Genomic DNA, 19191 nt, shown 5'->3' on the forward strand with positions numbered 1-19191 from the left:
GTGTCTTAGCGCACCTTCAACGTAGCCAGACCGATAAGCACCAGCACGACGCTGATGATCCAGAAGCGGACGATGACCCGCGGTTCGGGCCAGCCCTTCAGTTCGAAGTGGTGGTGGATCGGCGCCATGCGGAAGATCCGCTTGCCGCGCAGCTTGAAGCTGCCCACCTGCAACATCACCGAGGCGGTCTCCATCACGAACACGCCGCCCATCACGATCAGCACGATTTCCTGTCGCACGATGAGCGCCACGCAGCCGAGGGCCGCACCGATCGCCAGCGCGCCCACGTCGCCCATGAACACCTGCGCCGGGTACGTGTTGAACCAGAGGAAGCCAAGGCCGGCACCGGCCAGCGCGCTGCAGAAGATCGCCAGCTCGCCCGCGCCCGGGATGCTCGGGATGCCGAGGTATTCGGAGAACAGCTTGTTACCGGCCAGGTAAGCAAAGATGCCCAGCGCACCGGAGACCAGCACGCTCGGCATGATCGCCAGGCCGTCCAGACCGTCGGTGAGGTTCACCGCGTTAGAGAAGCCGACGATGATGAAGTAGCCGATCACCACGAAGCCCAGGCCGAGCGGCAGCGCCACCTGCTTGAACAGCGGCACGTACAGCGCGGTCTCGGCCGGCAGCTGGTGCGTCTGGTACAGGAACACGGCGGCGGCCAGGCCAAACACCGACTGCCAGAAATACTTCCAGCGGCTGGCGAGGCCACGGCTGTCCTTCAGCACCAGCTTGCGGTAGTCGTCGTAGAAACCGATGGCACCGAAGCACAGCGTCACCAGCAGCACGACCCACACGTAACGGTTGTTGAGGTCGGCCCACAGCAGCGTGGCGATACCGATCGAGAACAGGATGAGCGTGCCGCCCATGGTGGGCGTGCCGGCCTTCGACAGATGCGTCTGCGGGCCATCGCTACGCACCACCTGCCCGGCCTTCAGCGCGGCCAGCTTGCGGATCAACGCCGGGCCGAGCAGCAGCGATACGCACAGCGCGGTGAGCGCCGCCATGATCGCGCGGAAGGTGATGTATTGGAAAAGATGCAGCGACGTGAAGTGCCGAGCCATCCATTCCGCCAGTTCAAGCAGCATGGGATGCTCCTTCAGCGTACGTCTTCATCGCCGCGACGACCCGCTCCATGCCGGAGGACCGCGAACCCTTCACCAGGACGGTGACGCCCTCGTGGATCTGCGCGCACGCTGCCTCGATGAGGGCTTCCTGCGTGGCGAAATGCTGTGCGCCGGCGCCAAAGGCCTCGACGGCGGCGGCGCTCTTCACGCCGGTGGCGAGCAGGCGCTCGATACCGCGGTCGTGCGCCAGCTTGCCGGTGGTGGCATGCATCTTCAGGGTGTCCGTCCCCAGCTCGGCCATGTCGCCGAGGATGAGCCAGCGCTCGCCCTGGGCCAGCGCCAGCGTTTCGATCGCGGCGGCAGCGGAGCCCGGGTTGGCGTTGTAGCTATCGTCGATCAGCGTCCAGTCGCCCGGCATCGGCTCGAGGTTCAGGCGGCCCGCGACGTGCGGCACCTGCTCCAGGCCTTCGACGATGGTTTCGACCGGCACGTCGAGCGCGCTGGCGATCGCGGCGGCGGCGAGTGCGTTGGCCACGTTGTGACGCCCCGCCAGCGGCAGGTGCACGTCGCCATCGCCGTGCGGCGTGCTCAGCACGAAGTGCGTGCCGTCGATGCGCTCGTCGATGATATCGGCGCCGATATCCGCGCGGTGCGACAGCGCGTAGCGCAGCACGCGGCGCGAACCGGCCAGGCCGGTGAAGAACCCGGAGAAACGCTCGTCATCCGCATTGATGATGGCGACACCATCGGCCGGCAGCGACTGGTAGAGCGCGCCCTTGGTTTCAGCGACGCCTTCGATCGTGCCCATGCGCTCAAGATGCGCGGCGGCGATGGAGTTCACGAGGCCGATATCGGGCCGTGCGATGGCAGCCAGGTAATCGATATCGCCCGGCTTGCCGGCACCCATTTCGAGCACGGCGTAGTCGGTGTCTTCGGGCATGGCCAGCAGCGTGAGCGGCATGCCCAGCTCGTTGTTGTAGTTGCCGGCGTTCACGTGGGTGCGGCCGTGGCGCGACAGGATCGACGCGGTAAGCGTCTTCACCGTCGTCTTGCCGTTCGAGCCGGTGATGCCGATGACGCGCACCTTGTTGTTCTGCGCGCGCACCGAGCTGGCCAGGTCGCCCAGCGCCAGCTGTGTGTCGTTGACGATGACCTGCGGGATATCGACGGCGACCGGACGCGTCACCAGTGCGGCGGCGGCGCCCTTCTCGGCAGCGGCAGCCACGAAATCGTGGCCATCGACGCGCTCGCCCGGCAGGGCGACGAACAGATCGCCCGCCTGCACCTTGCGCGTATCGATGGCGAAACCGGTCACATCGGTGTCGGCGCCCTGCAGGCGGCCGCGGGTCCAGAGGGCGACGGCGGAGAGACGCATCATGCGCGTGCTCCCTTCGCAGCCGGAACCATCAGCGACTGCGCCACCTCGAGGTCGTCGAACGGCAGCTTGCCTTCCGGGCCTTCCTGGTAGGTCTCGTGGCCCTTACCGGCGATCAGCACGACGTCATCGGCCTTCGCGCCGTTCAATGCCAGCGCAATCGCCTTCGCACGGTCGCGCTCGATCGCCACGGTGTCCGCGTGGGCGAAACCGGACACGATCTGCGCCACGATGGCATCGCCATCTTCGCTGCGCGGGTTGTCGTCAGTGACGATCACCACATCGGCGAGACGCTCGGCGATGCCCGCCATGATCGGGCGCTTGCCCGCGTCACGATCGCCACCCGCGCCAAAGACGCAGATCAGGCGACCCTTGGTATGCGAACGCAGCGCCAGCAGCGCCTGCTTCAGCGCATCCGGCGTGTGCGAGTAATCGACCACCACCAGCGGCTTCTTGCCATCGCCACCCAGGCGGCTCATGCGGCCGTTCACCGGCTGCAGTGATTCCAGCGCCGCGTGGATGCGCTCGAACGGCTCGCCCAGCGCCCCCAGCACCGCGGCCACGGCCAGCAGGTTGGCAACGTTGAAGCGGCCGAGCAGCGCGCTGCGCACGGTGCGCATGCCCCACGGGGTGCTGAGGTTGAACGAGAGGCCCTTGGCCGAGGTGACAATGATGTCCGCGCGGACCTCGGCGTCCTTCTCGGTGGCGTCGTGGGCCATCGACGTGCGCAGCTTCGCCACGCCTTCCGCCAGGCCCTTCGCGAGCTTCACGCCAAAGGCGTCGTCGACGTTGATCACCGCAGCCTTCAGCCCGGCGAACGCAAACAGCTTCGCCTTGGCCGCGCCGTAGGCTTCCATGGTGCCGTGGTAATCGAGATGGTCACGGGTCAGGTTGGTGAACACCGCCACGTCGAAAGCCACCGCGTTGACGCGCCCCTGCTCCAGCGCATGCGAGGACACTTCCATCGCCACATGGGTGGCGCCAGCGTCGCGGAATTCCGCGAACAGGCCCTGCATGCTGATGGCGTCGGGCGTGGTGCGCTCGCCTTCGACGATCGCGCCATGCATGCCCGCGCCCAGCGTGCCGACCGTGGCCGGCTTCTTGTGCAGGAAAGCGAGCGCCTGGGCGATGAGCTGCACCGTCGAGGTCTTGCCGTTGGTGCCGGTCACGCCGATCACGTCCAGGGCCTGGGTCGGCTCGCCATGGAAGCGCGCCGCGATGGCACCGGTGTGCTCGCGCAGGTCCTTCACCGTCACCACGGGCACGCCCGGGTCGGCAGCGTCGAACGGGCCTTCGGCCAGGATCACGGCCGCGCCGTTTTCCACGGCCTTCGCCGCGAAATCCATCCCGTGGCCCTTGGTACCGCGCAGCGCCACGAAGGCGTTGCCCGCGCTGATCGCACGCGAATCGAGCGAAAGCCCGGAAACGACAATTTCGCCGGCACCCTGGGCGTCGGCGAAACCATTAAGAAGTTCGTTGAGAGTCATGCTAGTCATGGCACCACCTCTTCGGCCGCGCTTTCATCCGCGGCAGGTGGTGCATTGGTCGTGCCGATCATCCCGCCCTGGCTGGGCCCGCCGGCGTACCAGCGGCCCACGTTGTCGGGCGGAATATCGAGGAGGCGGACGGCGCCGGTCATGACATTGGCGAACGCCGGGCCCGCCACCGAGCCGCCATAGTAATGGCCGCCCTTCGGGTCGTTGATGACGACCACGGTAACGAGACGCGGGTTGCTGGCCGGGATCATGCCGACGAACAGGGAGATGTAGTTGTTGGCGAAGTAACCGCCAGCAGAGTTCTTGTGCGAGGTGCCGGTCTTGCCGGCCACGCTGTAATTGGCGACCGACGCGAAGCCGTAACCGGTGCCGCCCGGGGCGAGCACGGTTTCCAGCATGCGCACGAGCTCGTGCGCCACGTCGGGCGTGATGACCTGGTTCGGCGGGTTGTCGGCGCCCTTGATGAAGCTGGGCGCGCGGTAAGCACCGCCGTTGGCGATGGCGGCGTAGCCCGTGGCGAGCTGCAGCGGCGTCACGTTGAGGTTGTAGCCGTAAGCGATGCGCGACTTCTCGATCGGCTTCCAGGTGCGGCCCACCGGCAGGTAGCCCGAGGCTTCGCCCGGGAAACCGCTACCGGTGCTGTTACCGATCCCGAACGACTTGAACATGTCGTACATCTGGTCGGTATCCAGCGTCATCGCGATCTTGGCCGCGCCGACGTTGGAGGATTTGGTGATCACGCCCGTGGGCGTGAGCGTGCCCCAGTTATGCGTATCGCGCACCGGGTGGCCGCCCATCATCCACGTGCCCGGCGAGGTCTCGATCAGCGGCGAGGTGGGCGTGTACTTGCCGCTGGTGAGAGCGGCAGCCATGGTGAAGGCCTTCATCGTCGAGCCAGGCTCGACCACGTCGGTCACCGCGCGGTTACGGCGATCGCCCGGGCTGCTGCCACGCACAGCGTTCGGGTTGAACGACGGCAGGTTGGCCATGCCCAGCACTTCGCCGGTGTGCACGTCCATCACCACGATGGAACCGGAATCGGCCTTGTTCTTCTCCAGCGTGTCCTTCAGCGCGCTATACGCGAGGTACTGGATGCGGCGGTCGATCGACAGCGTGATATCGCGGCCCGGCTGCGGCTCGCGCACCAGCTCCACGTCTTCCACCACGTGGCCCATGCGGTCGCGGATGACCCGCTTGGCGCCCGGCTTGCCGGCCAGCCACTGGTCGTACGACAGCTCCAGGCCTTCCTGGCCGTGGTCGTCGATGTTGGTGAAGCCGAGGATATGGCTGTTCACCGCACCCGACGGGTAATAGCGGCGGTACTCGCGCTGCGAGTTGATGCCCGGGATCTTCAGGTCCATCACGGCCTGCGCGTCTTCCGGACGCATCTGGCGGGTGATGTACATGAACTCCTTGTCCGCACGCGCTTCGATCTTCGACTTCAGGTCGTCGGCATCGACGTGCAGCGCCTTCGCCAGGTCCGGGATGCGGTCGGCGTTCTCGAGCAGTTCGGGCGGGTTGGCCCACAGCGAAGCCACCGGCGTGGACACGGCCAGCGGCTCGCCATTGCGATCGAAGATGGTGCCGCGCGAGACGGCGATCGGCATTTCACGCAGGAAACGGGCATCGCCCTGGTCCTGGTAGAACTGCTTGCGCACCACCTGCAGATCGAACGCGCGCACGAGCAGGCCCGAAGCCGCCACGCACAGCACCGCCACCATCACGGTCATGCGCTTACGCGGGCTCGGGCCCTGGCCGCGGCGGCGGCTGGGTACGACGAGCTTGCCCTGGCGCGCCCTCATCGGCGCACCAGCTGGATATCTTGCGGCTTCGGCGTGAACATGCCGAGCTTCTCGCGGGCGTCGCCATCGATGCGGCTCGGCTCGGCGTACGTGGCCTGCTCGAGCTCGAGACGGCCGTATTCGACGCCCAGGTCATCCTTCTGCCCCTGCAGGCGCGAGAGCTCCACGAACAACACGCGGCTCTCGTGGCGCGTCCACACCACGCCGATCGCGCTGCCGATGACGGCGAGCAGCAGGAGCGTGAGGCAGATGGCGCCGAAGGTCTTCATGCGAGCTTCTCCGCGACGCGCAGCACGGCGGAGCGCGAACGCGGGTTCGCGGCCACTTCGGCATCGGAGGCGAAGATCGCCTTGCCCACCGGCTTCAGGCGCGCCGGCGGCGCTTCCTTCGGCGGGGCGCGACGGCTGCCCTGCACGCGGCCTTCGTGCGAGCGGATGAACTGCTTCACCATGCGGTCTTCCAGCGAGTGGAAGCTGATGACCGACAGGCGACCACCCGGGTTGAGCAGTTCCAGCGCCGCGGCGAGCGCGGTCTCCACCGAGGAGAGCTCCTCGTTCACGCGGATGCGCAGCGCCTGGAAGGTGCGGGTAGCGGGATTCTTGCCCGGCTCGCGGCGCACGCCGCAGCTGGTGACCAGCGCGACGAGTTCGCCGGTACGGGTAATCGGCGCGGTGGCGCGGCGCTCGACGATGGTCTTGGCAATGCGGCGGCTGAAGCGCTCTTCGCCGAAGGTCCACAGCACATCGGCGATCTCGGCTTCTTCCGCATCGCGGAGGAAGTCGGCCGCGCTGATGCCGCGGGTGGTGTCCATGCGCATATCGAGCGGCGCATCGGCCATGAAGCTGAAGCCACGGCTGGCGTCATCGAGCTGGGGCGAGGAGACGCCGAGGTCGAGCAGGATGCCGTCGAGGCCGCCATCGTGCAGCGCAGACCATTCGCCCATGGTGGCGAAGTTGTCGTGGCGCAGGCTGACGCGCGGATCGGTGGCCAGGCCGGTTTCGGCCACGGCGATAGCGGTGGGGTCGCGATCCATCAGGAACAGGCGGCCTTCGGCGGAAAGACGGGCAAGGATCGCCGTGGCGTGACCGCCGCGGCCGAATGTCCCGTCGAGATACCGCCCGTTCTCGCGCACAGCGAGACCCTCCACCGCTTCGTCGAGCATCACCGGGATGTGCACATCGCGCCCCGCCATCGCTACATCCCGCTCCGTCACTGACTACCTGTTCTTGTGTGTGTTGGTTACAACCGCAGCTCCGCCATGTCGTCGCTGATCTCGTCCTCGCTGATCGTCTGGCGGATCTTGGCGAGGTGGGCCTGTTCGCTCCAAAGCTCGAACTTGCTGCCCATGCCGAGGAGCACGGCTTTTTTCTCGATACCCGCTGCCGCCCGTTGGCTGGATGGCAGGAGGATGCGTGCCGCACCGTCGGGTTCAACGATGGCGGCGGCGCCGACGAGCTTCATCTGCAGGTTGCGGTGTACGGCTTTTACGGATGGGAGCTTGTTGACGTCATCGCGTACCCGTTCCCATTCCTCGTAAGGAAAGATCCACAGGCAACCGGTTTCGAAGGGGTTGTAGGTAATCACCAGACGATTCCCGCAGACGGCCGCCACCTGATCCCGATACGAAGTCGGAATCGTCAGACGACCCTTGTCGTCGACCGTGATGGCTGTTTCGCCTTGGAACATGTCTGGTTGCCCGCCCCACCAAATCCCACGATTTCACACTGGGGCCCACGATAGTCTCGGGTCCTGAGACTGTCAAGGAATTTTTACTTGTGAATCAAGGAGAAAGCTCCTGTTCATCACTAATTCCAGCCATTTCTGAGCAATCCACGCAAGGTGGTTGAATCGCAGGGATTTTTTACGGAGTGACGCTGAGCGTCAGGTGGTGGCTGAGGGCAAAATCAGGCCCTGTGACTGAATTCACGTTCACCCACATAACGCCACCCAAAAAGCACCAGGCGCCTCGGGGGGGGGGCGCCACACAGGCATCACGTAGGAGCCCACCCTGTGGGCGACGCCGTTCGCGAAAACGCCACAGGGCCTGCGCGGTGAGGCGAAAGATGTCGCCCACAGGGTGGGCTCCTACGATCAGGAGCCGCACCCTGGGGCGATATAAGAAGATGGAGTCGGCCTGTAAGCCGGGTTCTGTGCGCCTTGCGGCGTAGCAGTCATTCTTCTCGGCCTGGCGTCACCACCAGGCTCTAGCAACCTACCCGGGGACGATACGGGCCGCATCATAGTCCCCTTATTTGGTCTTGCTCCGGGTGGGGTTTACCGTGCCGTACGACGTTAGCCCCGTACGCGGTGCGCTCTTACCGCACCCTTTCACCCTTACCTGATCCCCTTGCGGGGCCATCGGCGGTCTGCTCTCTGTTGCACTGGCCGTCAGCTCACGCTGCCCAGGCATTACCTGGCACCCTGCCCTGTGGAGCCCGGACTTTCCTCGACACGCACAAGGCGCGACGCGACTGCCCGGCCGACTCCACCGCCAAGTATACGCGGTAACGCCCCGCCCCGCCCGCCAGGGCGCCGACACTTCCAACGGCACCAGCACCCCGAAGGCACCGGCACCCCCGAAGGCACCGGCACCCCGAAGGCACCGGCACCCCCGACGGCGTCGGCAACCGTGCGGCGTCGGCAACCGTGCGGCGTCGACAACCGTGCGGCGTCGACAACCTTGCGGCACCGGCAACCGTGCGGCGTCGGCGCCCATGTAGGAGCCCACCCTGTGGGCGACGCCTTTCGTACAGCCGCCACAGGGTCTGTGGCTCTTCCGCGAAAGATGTCGCCCACAAGGTGGGCTCCTACGGGTTCGTTGAAAGATGTCGCCCACAGGGTGGCCTCCTACGGGTTCGTTACAATTCGCCTCCGCTCACACGATTGGCCTACCGCATGTCCACTCCCCGCCCCGGCACCCTGCACGTCGTCGCCACGCCCATCGGCAACCGCGATGACATCAGCGCGCGCGCCGTGGCCACGCTGGGCAAGGTCGCCGTGATCGCCGCCGAGGACACCCGGCACACCCGGCCGCTTCTTCAGCACCTGGGCATCGATACGCCCCTGGTCGCCCTGCACGACCACAACGAACGCACCGCCGTGGATGGCCTGGTCGAGCGCATGCGCGGTGGTGACGACGTGGCCCTGGTCTCCGATGCCGGCACGCCCCTGATCAGCGACCCGGGCTTCCGGCTGGTGCGTGCCGCGCGGCAGGCGGGGCTGAAGGTCAGCCCCGTACCCGGCGCCAGCGCCGTGATTGCCGCGCTCTCCGTGGCGGGCCTGCCGAGCGATCGCTTCGTGTTCGAAGGGTTTCTTCCCGCGAAGTCGGGCGCACGAAAGTCGCGGCTGGCCGAGCTGGCCGGTGAAGCGCGCACGCTCATCTTCTATGAATCGTCGCACCGCATCCTGGAATGCCTCGAGGACATGCGCGAGGTGTTCGGCGCCGAACGCGAGGCCGTGATGGCTCGCGAGCTCACCAAACTGTTCGAAACCGTGCTTGGTGCGCCGCTGGGCGAGCTGGTGGGCACGGTGGCGGCCGATGCCAATCAGCAGAAGGGCGAGTTCGTGGTGATGGTCGCCGGACGTGAGGCCGGCGAAGACGAGCGCCTGGCCGAGGGCTTGCGTGTGTTTGGCATCCTGAAGGAAGAGCTGCCGCCGGCCAAGGCGGCGAAGCTGGCCGCTGCCATCACCGGCGCCCCCCGCAAAGCCCTCTACGGCGCCTGACCCCGTGTAGGAGCCCACCGTGTGGGCGACGCCTTTCGTACAGCCGCCACAGGGTCTGTGGCTCTTCCGCGAAAGATGTCGCCCACAAGGTGGGCTCCTACAGGTTCGTCGAAAGATGTCGCCCACAGGGTGGGCTCCTACGAGGGAGCGACGGGCCGCGTGACGCAGGGCGCGTTTGCGCGCGATATGGGTTGCGGCGGGGCCGCCGCGCAAACGGCCTCACACCGGCCTCGCGAAGCGATCGGCTATGATCCCCTCGTTTCGGCGCCGGAGAGGCGCCATCCGCGCCCCAAGGAACTTGCGATGCCACCGATCCGCGCTCTAGCCCTGAGTGTCCTCATCAGTGCCGCCCTCGCCGGCTGCGTCACACCGGGCGCTTCGCGCCCCGAAGCGCACAGCCCGTCGGGCGAGGCCACCCAGGCCGCGCAGGCCATGTACACCCGCGGCCAGTTCGACCAGGCCGCGCAGGCGTACCTCGCACTCGCGCAGCAGGATCCGGACCACCGCGACTACTACAAGCTGCTCGCGGGCGAAGCCTACCGCCAGGAAGGTGCGCTGGATCGTGCCGGGCCGGCCATCGCTGATCTCCGCCGTTCGCACCTCGAGGGCGAAGACGCGCTGCGCTTCGATGCCCTGCGCGCCGAGATCGCCCTGAAGAACAACGATGCCAAGACCGCGCTATCGCTGACCGGCAAGCCCACCACGCGCGTATCGCCGCAGATCAGCCAGCGCCTCGCCGAATTGCGCGCCCGCGCGCAGACAGCGGCAGGCGATCCGTGGAGCGCCGCGCAGACCCGCGTCGAGCTCGACGCACAGCTCGGCGGCCTCGACCGCGAACAGAACCGCCGCGAAATCCTCGCCCTGCTCACCGGCATGGGCACCACGGAACTCACCTCGCGTGGTGACGGCCTTGGCCCGAACGACGTGATGCGCCCCTGGGTCACCGAGGCGCAGTCGCAGCTCGGCAATGTGAGCCACGCACCGGCCGTGCTCGACCAGGCCGTCGGCACCGTCACCGGCAACCAGGGTGTCCGCGAGGGCTACAAGGTGCCGGGCAAGGTCGCGCTGCTGCTGCCGCTGAGCGGCCCGCTCGCCGGCGCCGGCGCCGCGATCCGCGATGGCTTCTTCACCCACTACGTCGATTCCGCCCATGCGAACGCGCCGCGCCCCGAAGTGGTGGTGTACGACGCCGGCAACGATGCCGCCCACGCCGTAGCCGCATACGACAAGGCCGTCTCCGAAGGCGCGCGCTTCGTCGTCGGCCCGCTGAACCGCGAAGGCGTCAGCGCCATCTTCGCCAAGGGCGCCCTGCCCGCGCCCATGCTCACGCTGAACTACCCCAGCGATAGCAAGAACCTTCCGCCCGCCGGCGCAAATGAATTTGGCCTGCTGCCGGAAACCGAAGGTGCGCAGGTCGCCGACCACATGGCCGACAAAGGCATGAAGACGGCCACGGTCATCGTCTCGACGGACGATTTCGCGCGCCGCGCCGGCAACGCCTTCAAGGCGGAGTGGCAGGCCCGCGGCGGCACGCTCGCCAACCAGGTGACGCTCGACGCCAACAGCATCGACTTCTCGTCGCAGCTCTCCGGGTTGCCGGTGCCGACCGAGGAAGACGCCACCACCAGCGGTGTGTTCATCAGCATGAAGCCTCAGCAGGCGCGCCTGCTGCTGCCGCAGCTGCGCCTGGCCAAGGACAACCTGCCGGTGTTCGCCACCTCGCACGTCTATTCCGGTGGCGATGACCCGACGTCGGACCGTGACCTCGAAGGCGTCGAGTTCTGCGATGCGCCGTGGCTGTTCGATGCGCAGCCGGGCCTGCCCCGCCGTGCCGACCTGGCCACCGCCATCCCGGCCACCCGCGGCGTCGCCGCGCGCCTGTTTGCCTTCGGCATGGATGCGTGGGGTCTTGTGCCGTACATCGACTGGATGCGCGGCCACGCGGGCGCGTACCTGCCCGGCGCCACGGGCCAGCTCGTCGCCGATGAGTTCGGTCGGGTCCGACGCGTACTCATCTGGGCGCGTTTCGCTGACGGCGTCGCCCACCCGGTGGCCGGTAGCCTTGAACTCGAAGCGCCGGCCACCGCGCCCGCCGTAGAGAACGGCGGCGGCGGTTAAACCCACCCACCCCGGCGCGGAAAGGAGTTCCGCGTGAAAGAAAACCTACCCGAGCCCACCACGCGCCGCGTCACCGGAGACCACTTCGAAGACGCGGCGCGTTCGTTTCTACTGGCCCGCGGGCTGTACTTCGTCCGTGCCAACTTTCTCTGTCGCTTCGGCGAGATCGATCTCGTCATGCGCGACGGCGAGTTTCTGGTCTTCGTGGAAGTGCGTTACCGCCGAAGCCGTGCCTTCGGCGGCGCCCTGGGCTCCATCACCGCAAAGAAACGCCAGCGCATCATCAGCGCCGCGCAGGTATGGCTACGCGCGCATCCTCGCGACGCCCACCGGCCCTGCCGGTTCGATGTGGTGGCCTTCGAAGGCGATGACGTGGAATGGCTCCAGGCCGCGTTCGAAGCGTGAGCGAAGCCCTTGCTCGTTGTAGGAGCGAGCTTGCTCGCGATGGGGCATGTCGCAAGCTCCGATCGCGAGCAAGCTCGCTCCTACAGGGGCACAAGACCTGCGAGTCAGGCGGTGACGATGAACGCCTCGCGGCCCATGGCGGCCAGCTCGCCCACGCCGTTCACCGTGATATCCGGCGGGGTTTCTTCCAGCTCCTTGCCGGCGGCAGCGGCGTAGTGCCCCTGCTTCACCCACACCGTCGTCACGCGATCGCCCATCAGCTTCTTCATCGCGACGAGGATGCGCGGCTTGTCGTCCACCATCACGTAGTGATCGGCGGGATACGCCTTCTGCATGTCGTCGAGCATCTCATCCTTGTGCACGTAGATCAGCACATCGCCCTGGAAGGCATCCCACAAGCCGGCGCGGCGGATCTTGCGCGGCTGGAACACCGTATCGCCGTCGCTCATGATCACGGGGCGGCCCAGCGTACGCAGGTGGGCGATGGTCTCGAGCACGCCGGGGAAGCGGCGCTCATCGAACGGATAATCGAGCAGGAAGAAACTCATCTGCATGAAATCCGGGCTGCTCTGCTGGCCGCGCAGGCGCTGCAGGCTGCCCAGGTAATCCGCGTAACCCACCTGCCCGCGGATCTCCTTGTCGATCGCGTTGTAACGCGCGTGGCCATCTTCACCAAAGCGCTGGACCAGCTGCGCGGCGAGATCGGCGCTGAAACGGTCGTTATCGATCAGGGTGTTGTCGACATCGAACAGGAAAACGATGGGGTCGTGGGTGGACACGGTGGATCCTTGCACGGGAACGTTGGCCCGATATATGGGGACACCCAGCGTGATTCACAGGCCCGCATGCGTCTTGTACGCCCGAGCTCCCGACGGATCAGGCGCGGCGGGGCGGGACCAGCGACAGGTGCTTGCCGCTCGAGGCGCCGGGCCGGGGCGCCAGCAGCCGGGCGATATCGTCGGGGCTGACCGGGCGGGAGTAAAGGTAGCCCTGGCCTTCCTGGCAACCGGCGCGCAGCAGGAAATCGTGTTGCGACTCCGTCTCGATGCCTTCCGCGATCGTATGCAGGCCCAGGCTGCGCGCAATGGCGACCATGGCCTCGGTAATCGCCACGTCGTTGCCGCTGGCCGGCAGGCCGGTCACGAAGCTGCGGTCGATCTTCAGGTACGCCACCGCCGGCAGCTTCAGGTAAGCCAGCGAGGAATAACCCGTGCCGAAATCATCGATCGCCACCGCCACGCCCAGGTTATGCAGCGCCAGCATCGCGCGCTCGGTGTCCTCGCCCATGCGCAGGATCGCGCTTTCGGTGAGCTCTACCAGCAGGCGCTTCGGCGACATGCCGCTCGCCAACAGGGCCTGGCCCACGCTCGCAAGAAAATCCGGATGGCTGAAGGAACCGGCCGAAACATTCACCGCCATGCGCAGCTGCGGCAGGCGCGCCTCGTCCCACACCCGCAGCTGCTCCAGCGCACGCTGCAGCACCCACTGGTCGATCTGGCGAATGAGGCCCAGGCTCTCGGCGATCGGTATGAATTCATCGGGCGGCACCACGCCGCGCTCGGGGTGGTTCCAGCGCAGCAGCGCTTCCACCGCCACGATCCGGCCCGTCTTCATTTCCACGCTGGGCTGGTACACGAGGTGGAACTCGTTGCGCTGCAGGGCCTGGCGCAGTTCCGCCGCCAGCTTCAGGCGGCGCCGCGCATCGGCATGCATCTTGGGCGTGTAGAAGCGCAAGGCGTTGCGCTCCTCCATCTTGGCCACGTACATCGCCGCATCGGCATTGGCGATGAGCGTCACGGCATCGTTGCCATCCAGCGGGTAACCCGCGATGCCAATGCTGGCCGAGACGAACAATTCGTAATCGCCCAGGTCGAACGGGCGCGACAACGCCGCCAGCAAGGCCTCGGCCAACACCAGGGCTTCTTCGCGCGAGCGCAGGTCGGAAAGCAGCACGGTGAATTCATCACCGCCGATGCGGCCGGCCACGTCATGCGGTGAGAGCAGCCCGCGTATCCGCTCGGCCACGCGGATGAGCAGCGCATCGCCCGTCGCGTGGCTGTAACTGTCGTTCACCACCTTGAAGGCATCGAGGTCCACGAACAGCACGACGGCTGCGCCACGCGAATGCGCGGCGCGGGTAATCGCCTCGGCGCAACGCCGCTCGAACTCCGAACGCGTCACCAGGCCCGTAAGCGGATCGTGCGTGGCCATGTGCTGCAGGCGCTGGCGATCGGCCTTGCGCGTGGTGATATCGGAGACGACCGCGACGTAATGCTGCGGACGGCCATCCTTGTCGCGGATGCTGCTGATGCTCATCAGCTCGGGATACACCGTGCCATCGGCGCGGCGGCTTTCCACTTCGCCCAGCCAGTTATCGCCTGCCGCAATCTCATCCCACAGCGACTGCGGCAGCGGCCGCCCGTCGGGGAGCGTGCGTGTGGCATCCAGCCGCTTGTTGCGCAGCATGTGCAAGGGCATGCCGGTGAGCTTCTGGTGGGCCGCGTTGGTCGTGGTCACCCGGCGATCGGCATCAGCGATGATCACGCCCTCGGCGATGCTCGCCAGGGCCTCCGCGGCGATCTTGCGTTCCTGCTCCATCGCCACGCGGTCGGAGATATCGCGCACGATGGCCTGGCACACCTGCTGCTGGCCCCACACCACGAGGCTGCTCTGCGTTTCCACGGGGCGCGTACTGCCGGTGGCGGAACGCAGCACGCCCACGCCGGAATGCGCGGAGCCTTCGAGGAACAAGGTGGCCAGCGGCAGCCCGATCAGCTCACCGCGCTGGCAGCCGACCCATGCGGCGGCGCGGTGGTTGGCATCGAGGATGGCACCGGTCGCTTCATCCACCATGAAAATGGCATCGGCCGCGCTATCGAACAGCAGGCTGTAGCGCTCCTCGGTGCCGCGGATGCCCGCAAGCACGCGCCGGGCGAAACGCAGCCACAACAGCGCCGCCAGCACCGCCACGCCAGCCACGGTGAAGAACAGCACCCGGCCCAGCCATGACGCGCCGTTGGCAATATCCAGTGAGAACGCCTTGGCGCGTGGCTCGATATAGCGGTTCAGTGTCTCGATATGCGCCCGCTCGCCGTCGATCGTGCCGGCATCCACGCTGCCGGCCTCGTACGCGTGCTGCAGCCGGTCGGCGGTGTCTTCCAGCTCAACCAGGCTGGTATCCACGGAGCGCCATTCGGCCACGGCCTCTCGCACATACGGCATCTCGCTGAAGTGGGCGAAGATGAACACCATGCCCGGGATCGCCTCGGGGATAACACCACCCCGGGCGAAGGCATCTTCCACTTCACTCTGTTCGTAATCGCCGCTGGCGATCGCATCGCGCGCCCAGCGGTCGGCCATCAATACGGCGAAGTTCCGGCGGAAACTCTCCAGATCGGCCTTGCGGCCATGGGCCGCGTAAGCGTCGAGGTCGATCACCGCCTGCTTCTGGGCCTTTGCCCAAAGACTCTCGCCGTTGAGAAAACCAGCGAGAGTCACCTGGGTCTGCATCGCCACCCAGGTAAGGGCCAGGACAAACACCGCCGCCGCCGCAAGCGCGTACGCCAGGGGCCGGAGGCGCCTGGTGAGCGGTTGCAGGTGGTTGGCTTCAACGCGGTGCATCGTCTAACGGATTCCCATACCAGGGCGATAGTGCCTACTTACGACCCAACTGGCGAGTTAAGCGGCCGCCTCGTTCACCGAACGATACGAGCCGCCCACCACGTCCATGCAGCGATCCAGCGTGATGGCCATGCTGATATAGCTGCGGCGCACACATTCCTTGATGTGCTCCACCTGGTCCACCGGCGGGTTCGTACCGAGCAGCGAGCAAACGATTTCCAGGGCCTCCCAAGGATGGGTATCGTCATAAGCTGCATGAAGCTGAAGCCAACGCAAGCCAGCTTTACGGCCGGAAATCGGCAAGCTTTCTGCGTAGTCCTTGCTTTCATAGACAATTTGCGACCAATCGCCGGTCGCCCCTTCCACCGCATAGTTCGTCGCCGCCATGCTGGCCGCCAGGGAATCGTTGCGGCTCACCTCTTCGCACCAGTCCGCCAGGGCCTGCGAGCCCTTCGGGGGCTGGCCCTCCAGCACCTCCGCCCGCGACACGCCTGCCGATTCCGCCCAGTTCAGCCAGTACTCGGCGTGGTTCTGTTCCACGCGGATATTGCGCACCAGCCAGCGCCGGGCCAGGTCATCGCCCGGGCTGCGGCCGAAGCGGGTCTTCAGCAGGCTGTGGGCCATATAGCCCGGGAAGCGTTCGATCACCGGCCACACCCCCACCATGAAGTTGCGGGTGACCTCCGGGTCGAGCTGCGCCGCGATCATCTGCGACCACATCTCGTGGCTGACGATAGCCCGCCGCGCATCCTCACAGGACGAAACCATGTCCTGTGCCCAGAGCGGATAGCTGGTGATGTCCATCTGCGGGCCGGTCAGTTCAAAACGTGCATTCATGTCGATCTCCAAAGATCTCTGCCAAGGAAGGTCAGGCAGGCCCGGGCGTCCCGCGGCCCGCCCGCCGCCGCCCATGGCGGGCGCCGGAGATCCATTAGGGCATAGGGCCCGTTCACCTTTGTCAGCGCCGGGCCGGCCAGCGTCTATGCCAGACGTCATGGCTCCCGCCGGGGCTTGCGAGGCTTATCGTGGGCGCCCGTTCCTCGCTAAAAGGGCTGCCCACCATGAAATCCACGATCCTCGCCGCGGCCATCGCCTGCGGCATCGCCAGCACCGGCGCCTTCGCCGCCAGCGGCGCGCCGTCCGGCATCGACCTGAAGGGCATCGACCACGCCGTGCAGCCCGGCGACGACTTCAACGAATACGCCAACGGCGCCTGGATCAAGACCGCCCAGATCCCGGCCGACCGTTCCAGCACCGGCATCTTCCTGCAGGTCTTCCAGAAGGCCGAGAAGCGCACCGCCGACCTGATCAAGGCCGCCGGCAACGGCAACCCGGCCGCCGGCAGCAACCAGCGCCTGATCGCCGATTACTACAAGGCCTACATGGACGAGGCCGGTATCGAGAAGGCCGGCCTGGCGCCGCTCAAGCCCGAACTCGATGCCATCGCGGCGATCAAGGACCGCAAGGCCCTGGCCAGCGCCCTGGGCGGCCAGCTGCGCGCCGACGTGGATCCCATCAACGCCACCCACCTGGACACCGAGCACCTGCTCGGCCTGTTCGTGGCGCAGGGCCTCGAAGACCCCTCGAAGAACGTGCCGTACCTGCTCCAGGGCGGCCTGGGCATGCCCAACCGCGATTACTACCTGAAGTCCGACAAGGACATGGTGGACACGCGTGCCAAGTACGCCACCTACGTGCAGGCCATCCTGGCCGCCGCGGGCGACAAGAACGCGGCGGAGGAAGCCAAGGCCATCATGGCCCTGGAAATGAAGATCGCCGAAGCCCAGGAATCCATCGTCGACAGCGAAGACGTGCACAAGGCCAACAACCCGTGGCCGCGCACCGCCTTCGCCAGCAAAGCCCCGGGCCTGGACTGGGATGCCTACTTCACCGCCGCCGGCCTCAACGACCAGCCCACCTTCATCGTGTGGCAGCCGAACACCGTGACGAAGTTCGCCGCCCTCGTCGGCAGCGAGCCGCTCGATACCTGGAAGGCCTGGCTGCGCTTCCACGCGATCAACGAGAACGCCAGCGGCCTCATCGGCAAGAAGTTCGATGACCTCGCCTTCGACTTCTACAGCAAGACGCTCACTGGCACGCCCAAGCAGCGCGATCGCTGGAAGCGCGGCGTCGCTCGCGTTAACAACGACCTCGGCGATGCCGTCGGCCAGATCTACGTGAAGGAATACTTCCCCGCCACGTCGCGCGCGGAAGTGCAGGACATGGTGAAGAACATCCTGAAGGCCTTCGACGACCGCGTCGGCCAGCTGGAATGGATGACCCCCGCCACGCGCGAAAAGGCCAAGGCCAAGATCGCCACCATCAAGGTGGGCGTGGGCTACCCGGACACCTGGCGCGACTACTCCAAGCTCGAGGTCAAGCCGGATGACGCCGTGGGCAACCACATGCGCGCCGAGCTCGCCGAATACGCCCACCAGAAGTCCAAGCTGGGCAAGACGGTGGATCGCGACGAGTGGTGGATGACCCCGCAGACGGTCAACGCGGTAAACCTGCCGCTGCAGAACGCACTGAACTTCCCGGCCGCCATCCTCGAAGCACCGTTCTTCGATCCGAAGGCCGATCCGGCTTCCAACTACGGTTCGATCGGCGCGGTGATCGGCCACGAAATCAGCCACAGCTTCGATAACCTCGGCGCCGAGTTCGACGCCCAGGGCCGCCTGGCCAACTGGTGGACCGATGCCGACCAGAAGCACTTCAAGGAAGCCGGCCAGAAGCTCGTCGACCAGTTCAGCGCGTACGAAGCCCTGCCCGGCCTGCATGTGAACGGCCAGCAGACCCTCGGCGAAAACATCGCCGACGTGTCGGGCCTCACCATCGCGTACGCCGCGTACAAGAACAGCCTGGGCGGCAAGCCGGCCCCGGTGGTCGACGGCCTCACCGGCGACCAGCGTTTCTTCCTCGCGTTCGCCCAGAGCTGGCGTGAGAAGACCCGCGATGCCGCGCTGCGCTCGCAGATCGTCGGCGACGTGCACGCCCCGGGCAACTTCCGCGCCCAGACCGTGCGCAACATCGACCAGTGGTACGACGCGTTCCAGCCCAAGCCGGGCCAGAAGCTCTACCTCGATCCGAAGCAGCGCGTAAAAATCTGGTAACCCACTAGCTCTTGTAGGAGCGTGCTTGCACGCGATAAACCTTGCCTCATCGCACATCCCCGCGATCAGGCTATCGCGCGCAAGCGCGCTCCTACATGAAGCTTATTCTCCGGCTAACCGATGTACGCGGCACGTGGCGCGCGCCACGATGTAATGCATGCCCTTCGCAGCTCCCCAGCCTTCCATGAACTGGAAATCCATGGCGTCGATGTAACCGCCATCGCGATCACAACCCGCCAGCGCTTCCTTGCGCGCCTCCATGTAAGCGGTCTCCTTCACGTGGCCGCTCTTCTTCACCGTAATGGGATACGGCGCGAAGGCATCGTCTTCCGCGTGGGCGGAAGCCGACACGGCCAACAGGCCGGCGAGCACAAGCATCGTTCGTGCGTACATGATCGTCCTTGATGTAAGCCCACCAGTGGGCCCACGTAGGATCGCCGCGAACGTCACATCACCCTATCGGCGACCGCC

15 protein-coding genes and 1 other RNA gene are annotated in these 19191 nt (G+C 66.5%); 4 read left to right on the plus strand and 12 right to left on the minus strand.

The annotated features are described in order from the left end of the window. Window positions 1–5: 5 nt before the first annotated feature. From mraY to rnpB, 8 genes are all read right to left on the minus strand, one after another. On the minus strand, window positions 6–1088 hold the full coding sequence (mraY, locus tag L2Y96_RS18665; protein ID WP_247329200.1) for a phospho-N-acetylmuramoyl-pentapeptide-transferase: 1083 nt from the start codon (window positions 1086–1088) through the stop codon (window positions 6–8). Continuing rightward, window positions 1078–2445, minus strand: a complete 1368-nt coding sequence (locus L2Y96_RS18670; RefSeq protein WP_247329202.1) for a UDP-N-acetylmuramoyl-tripeptide--D-alanyl-D-alanine ligase — start codon at window positions 2443–2445, stop codon at window positions 1078–1080. Before L2Y96_RS18670 ends, mraY begins: the two co-directional genes overlap by 11 nt. Continuing rightward, window positions 2442–3938: a UDP-N-acetylmuramoyl-L-alanyl-D-glutamate--2,6-diaminopimelate ligase gene (locus tag L2Y96_RS18675; RefSeq protein WP_247329205.1), complete on the minus strand. Its 1497-nt coding sequence runs from the start codon at window positions 3936–3938 to the stop codon at window positions 2442–2444. The genes L2Y96_RS18670 and L2Y96_RS18675 overlap by 4 nt, the downstream gene beginning before the upstream one ends. Further along, a complete protein-coding gene (locus L2Y96_RS18680) occupies window positions 3935–5740 on the minus strand; it encodes a peptidoglycan D,D-transpeptidase FtsI family protein (RefSeq protein WP_247329207.1) in 1806 nt (601 codons plus the stop codon). The genes L2Y96_RS18675 and L2Y96_RS18680 overlap by 4 nt, the downstream gene beginning before the upstream one ends. Continuing rightward, a complete protein-coding gene (gene ftsL, locus L2Y96_RS18685) occupies window positions 5737–6009 on the minus strand; it encodes a cell division protein FtsL (protein WP_247329210.1) in 273 nt (90 codons plus the stop codon). The genes L2Y96_RS18680 and ftsL overlap by 4 nt, the downstream gene beginning before the upstream one ends. Continuing rightward, a complete protein-coding gene (gene rsmH, locus L2Y96_RS18690; RefSeq protein WP_247329212.1) occupies window positions 6006–6932 on the minus strand; it encodes a 16S rRNA (cytosine(1402)-N(4))-methyltransferase RsmH in 927 nt (308 codons plus the stop codon). The genes ftsL and rsmH overlap by 4 nt, the downstream gene beginning before the upstream one ends. 47 nt (window positions 6933–6979) lie before the next feature. Next, the gene (gene mraZ, locus L2Y96_RS18695; protein ID WP_247329215.1) at window positions 6980–7426 is read right to left on the minus strand and encodes a division/cell wall cluster transcriptional repressor MraZ; all 447 of its coding nucleotides are present in this window, start codon (window positions 7424–7426) and stop codon (window positions 6980–6982) included. 435 nt (window positions 7427–7861) lie between these two features. Beyond that, an RNA gene (gene rnpB, locus L2Y96_RS18700) (RNase P RNA component class A) lies at window positions 7862–8227 on the minus strand. A 408-nt stretch (window positions 8228–8635) separates the two neighbouring features. Between rnpB and rsmI the strand changes: the two genes are divergently transcribed. The 3 genes from rsmI (at window position 8636) to L2Y96_RS18715 (ending at window position 11986) form a co-directional block, all read left to right on the plus strand. Next, entirely contained in the window at window positions 8636–9463 is an 828-nt protein-coding gene (gene rsmI / locus L2Y96_RS18705) for a 16S rRNA (cytidine(1402)-2'-O)-methyltransferase (protein ID WP_247329217.1), read from the plus strand. A 303-nt stretch (window positions 9464–9766) separates the two neighbouring features. After that, entirely contained in the window at window positions 9767–11581 is a 1815-nt protein-coding gene (locus L2Y96_RS18710; protein WP_247329218.1) for a penicillin-binding protein activator, read from the plus strand. 33 nt (window positions 11582–11614) lie between these two features. After that, the gene (locus L2Y96_RS18715; protein ID WP_247329219.1) at window positions 11615–11986 is read left to right on the plus strand and encodes a YraN family protein; all 372 of its coding nucleotides are present in this window, start codon (window positions 11615–11617) and stop codon (window positions 11984–11986) included. 104 nt (window positions 11987–12090) lie between these two features. Here the strand turns inward: L2Y96_RS18715 and L2Y96_RS18720 are convergent, their stop codons facing one another. The 3 genes from L2Y96_RS18720 to L2Y96_RS18730 form a co-directional block, all read right to left on the minus strand. Next, a complete protein-coding gene (locus L2Y96_RS18720) occupies window positions 12091–12765 on the minus strand; it encodes an HAD family hydrolase (protein ID WP_247329220.1) in 675 nt (224 codons plus the stop codon). Between the two features lie 97 nt (window positions 12766–12862). Further along, on the minus strand, window positions 12863–15607 hold the full coding sequence (locus tag L2Y96_RS18725; RefSeq protein WP_247329221.1) for a putative bifunctional diguanylate cyclase/phosphodiesterase: 2745 nt from the start codon (window positions 15605–15607) through the stop codon (window positions 12863–12865). Between the two features lie 57 nt (window positions 15608–15664). Further along, complete coding sequence (locus tag L2Y96_RS18730; protein WP_247329222.1) at window positions 15665–16444, minus strand: iron-containing redox enzyme family protein; 780 nt, start codon at window positions 16442–16444, stop codon at window positions 15665–15667. 224 nt (window positions 16445–16668) lie between these two features. On the opposite strand from L2Y96_RS18730, the gene L2Y96_RS18735 reads away from it, so the two are divergent. Then, window positions 16669–18720, plus strand: coding sequence for a M13 family metallopeptidase (locus tag L2Y96_RS18735; RefSeq protein ID WP_247329224.1), 2052 nt, complete (start codon window positions 16669–16671; stop codon window positions 18718–18720). Window positions 18721–18822: 102 nt separating this feature from the next. Here the strand turns inward: L2Y96_RS18735 and L2Y96_RS18740 are convergent, their stop codons facing one another. Beyond that, window positions 18823–19113 carry a hypothetical protein gene (locus L2Y96_RS18740; RefSeq protein ID WP_247329226.1) on the minus strand — a complete coding sequence of 97 codons (291 nt, stop codon included), beginning with the start codon at window positions 19111–19113 and terminating at the stop codon, window positions 18823–18825. Window positions 19114–19191 lie beyond the last annotated feature (78 nt).

Source organism: Luteibacter aegosomaticola (assembly GCF_023078475.1).
Classification (GTDB): Bacteria; Pseudomonadota; Gammaproteobacteria; order Xanthomonadales; family Rhodanobacteraceae; genus Luteibacter; species Luteibacter aegosomaticola.

What these genes read in the sequence shown, in the direction of transcription:
- L2Y96_RS18675 (WP_247329205.1), bottom strand. Translation starts at nt 3,938, where the DNA reads ATGACTAGCATGACTCTCAACGAACTTCTTAATGGTTTCGCCGACGCC.
- ftsL (WP_247329210.1), bottom strand. Translation starts at nt 6,009, where the DNA reads ATGAAGACCTTCGGCGCCATCTGCCTCACGCTCCTGCTGCTCGCCGTC.
- L2Y96_RS18730 (WP_247329222.1), bottom strand. Translation starts at nt 16,444, where the DNA reads ATGAATGCACGTTTTGAACTGACCGGCCCGCAGATGGACATCACCAGC.
- L2Y96_RS18740 (WP_247329226.1), bottom strand. Translation starts at nt 19,113, where the DNA reads ATGTACGCACGAACGATGCTTGTGCTCGCCGGCCTGTTGGCCGTGTCG.
- rsmI (WP_247329217.1), top strand. Translation starts at nt 8,636, where the DNA reads ATGTCCACTCCCCGCCCCGGCACCCTGCACGTCGTCGCCACGCCCATC.
- rsmH (WP_247329212.1), bottom strand. Translation starts at nt 6,932, where the DNA reads ATGGCGGGGCGCGATGTGCACATCCCGGTGATGCTCGACGAAGCGGTG.
- L2Y96_RS18710 (WP_247329218.1), top strand. Translation starts at nt 9,767, where the DNA reads ATGCCACCGATCCGCGCTCTAGCCCTGAGTGTCCTCATCAGTGCCGCC.
- L2Y96_RS18735 (WP_247329224.1), top strand. Translation starts at nt 16,669, where the DNA reads ATGAAATCCACGATCCTCGCCGCGGCCATCGCCTGCGGCATCGCCAGC.
- mraZ (WP_247329215.1), bottom strand. Translation starts at nt 7,426, where the DNA reads ATGTTCCAAGGCGAAACAGCCATCACGGTCGACGACAAGGGTCGTCTG.
- L2Y96_RS18725 (WP_247329221.1), bottom strand. Translation starts at nt 15,607, where the DNA reads ATGCACCGCGTTGAAGCCAACCACCTGCAACCGCTCACCAGGCGCCTC.
- L2Y96_RS18670 (WP_247329202.1), bottom strand. Translation starts at nt 2,445, where the DNA reads ATGATGCGTCTCTCCGCCGTCGCCCTCTGGACCCGCGGCCGCCTGCAG.
- mraY (WP_247329200.1), bottom strand. Translation starts at nt 1,088, where the DNA reads ATGCTGCTTGAACTGGCGGAATGGATGGCTCGGCACTTCACGTCGCTG.
- L2Y96_RS18680 (WP_247329207.1), bottom strand. Translation starts at nt 5,740, where the DNA reads ATGAGGGCGCGCCAGGGCAAGCTCGTCGTACCCAGCCGCCGCCGCGGC.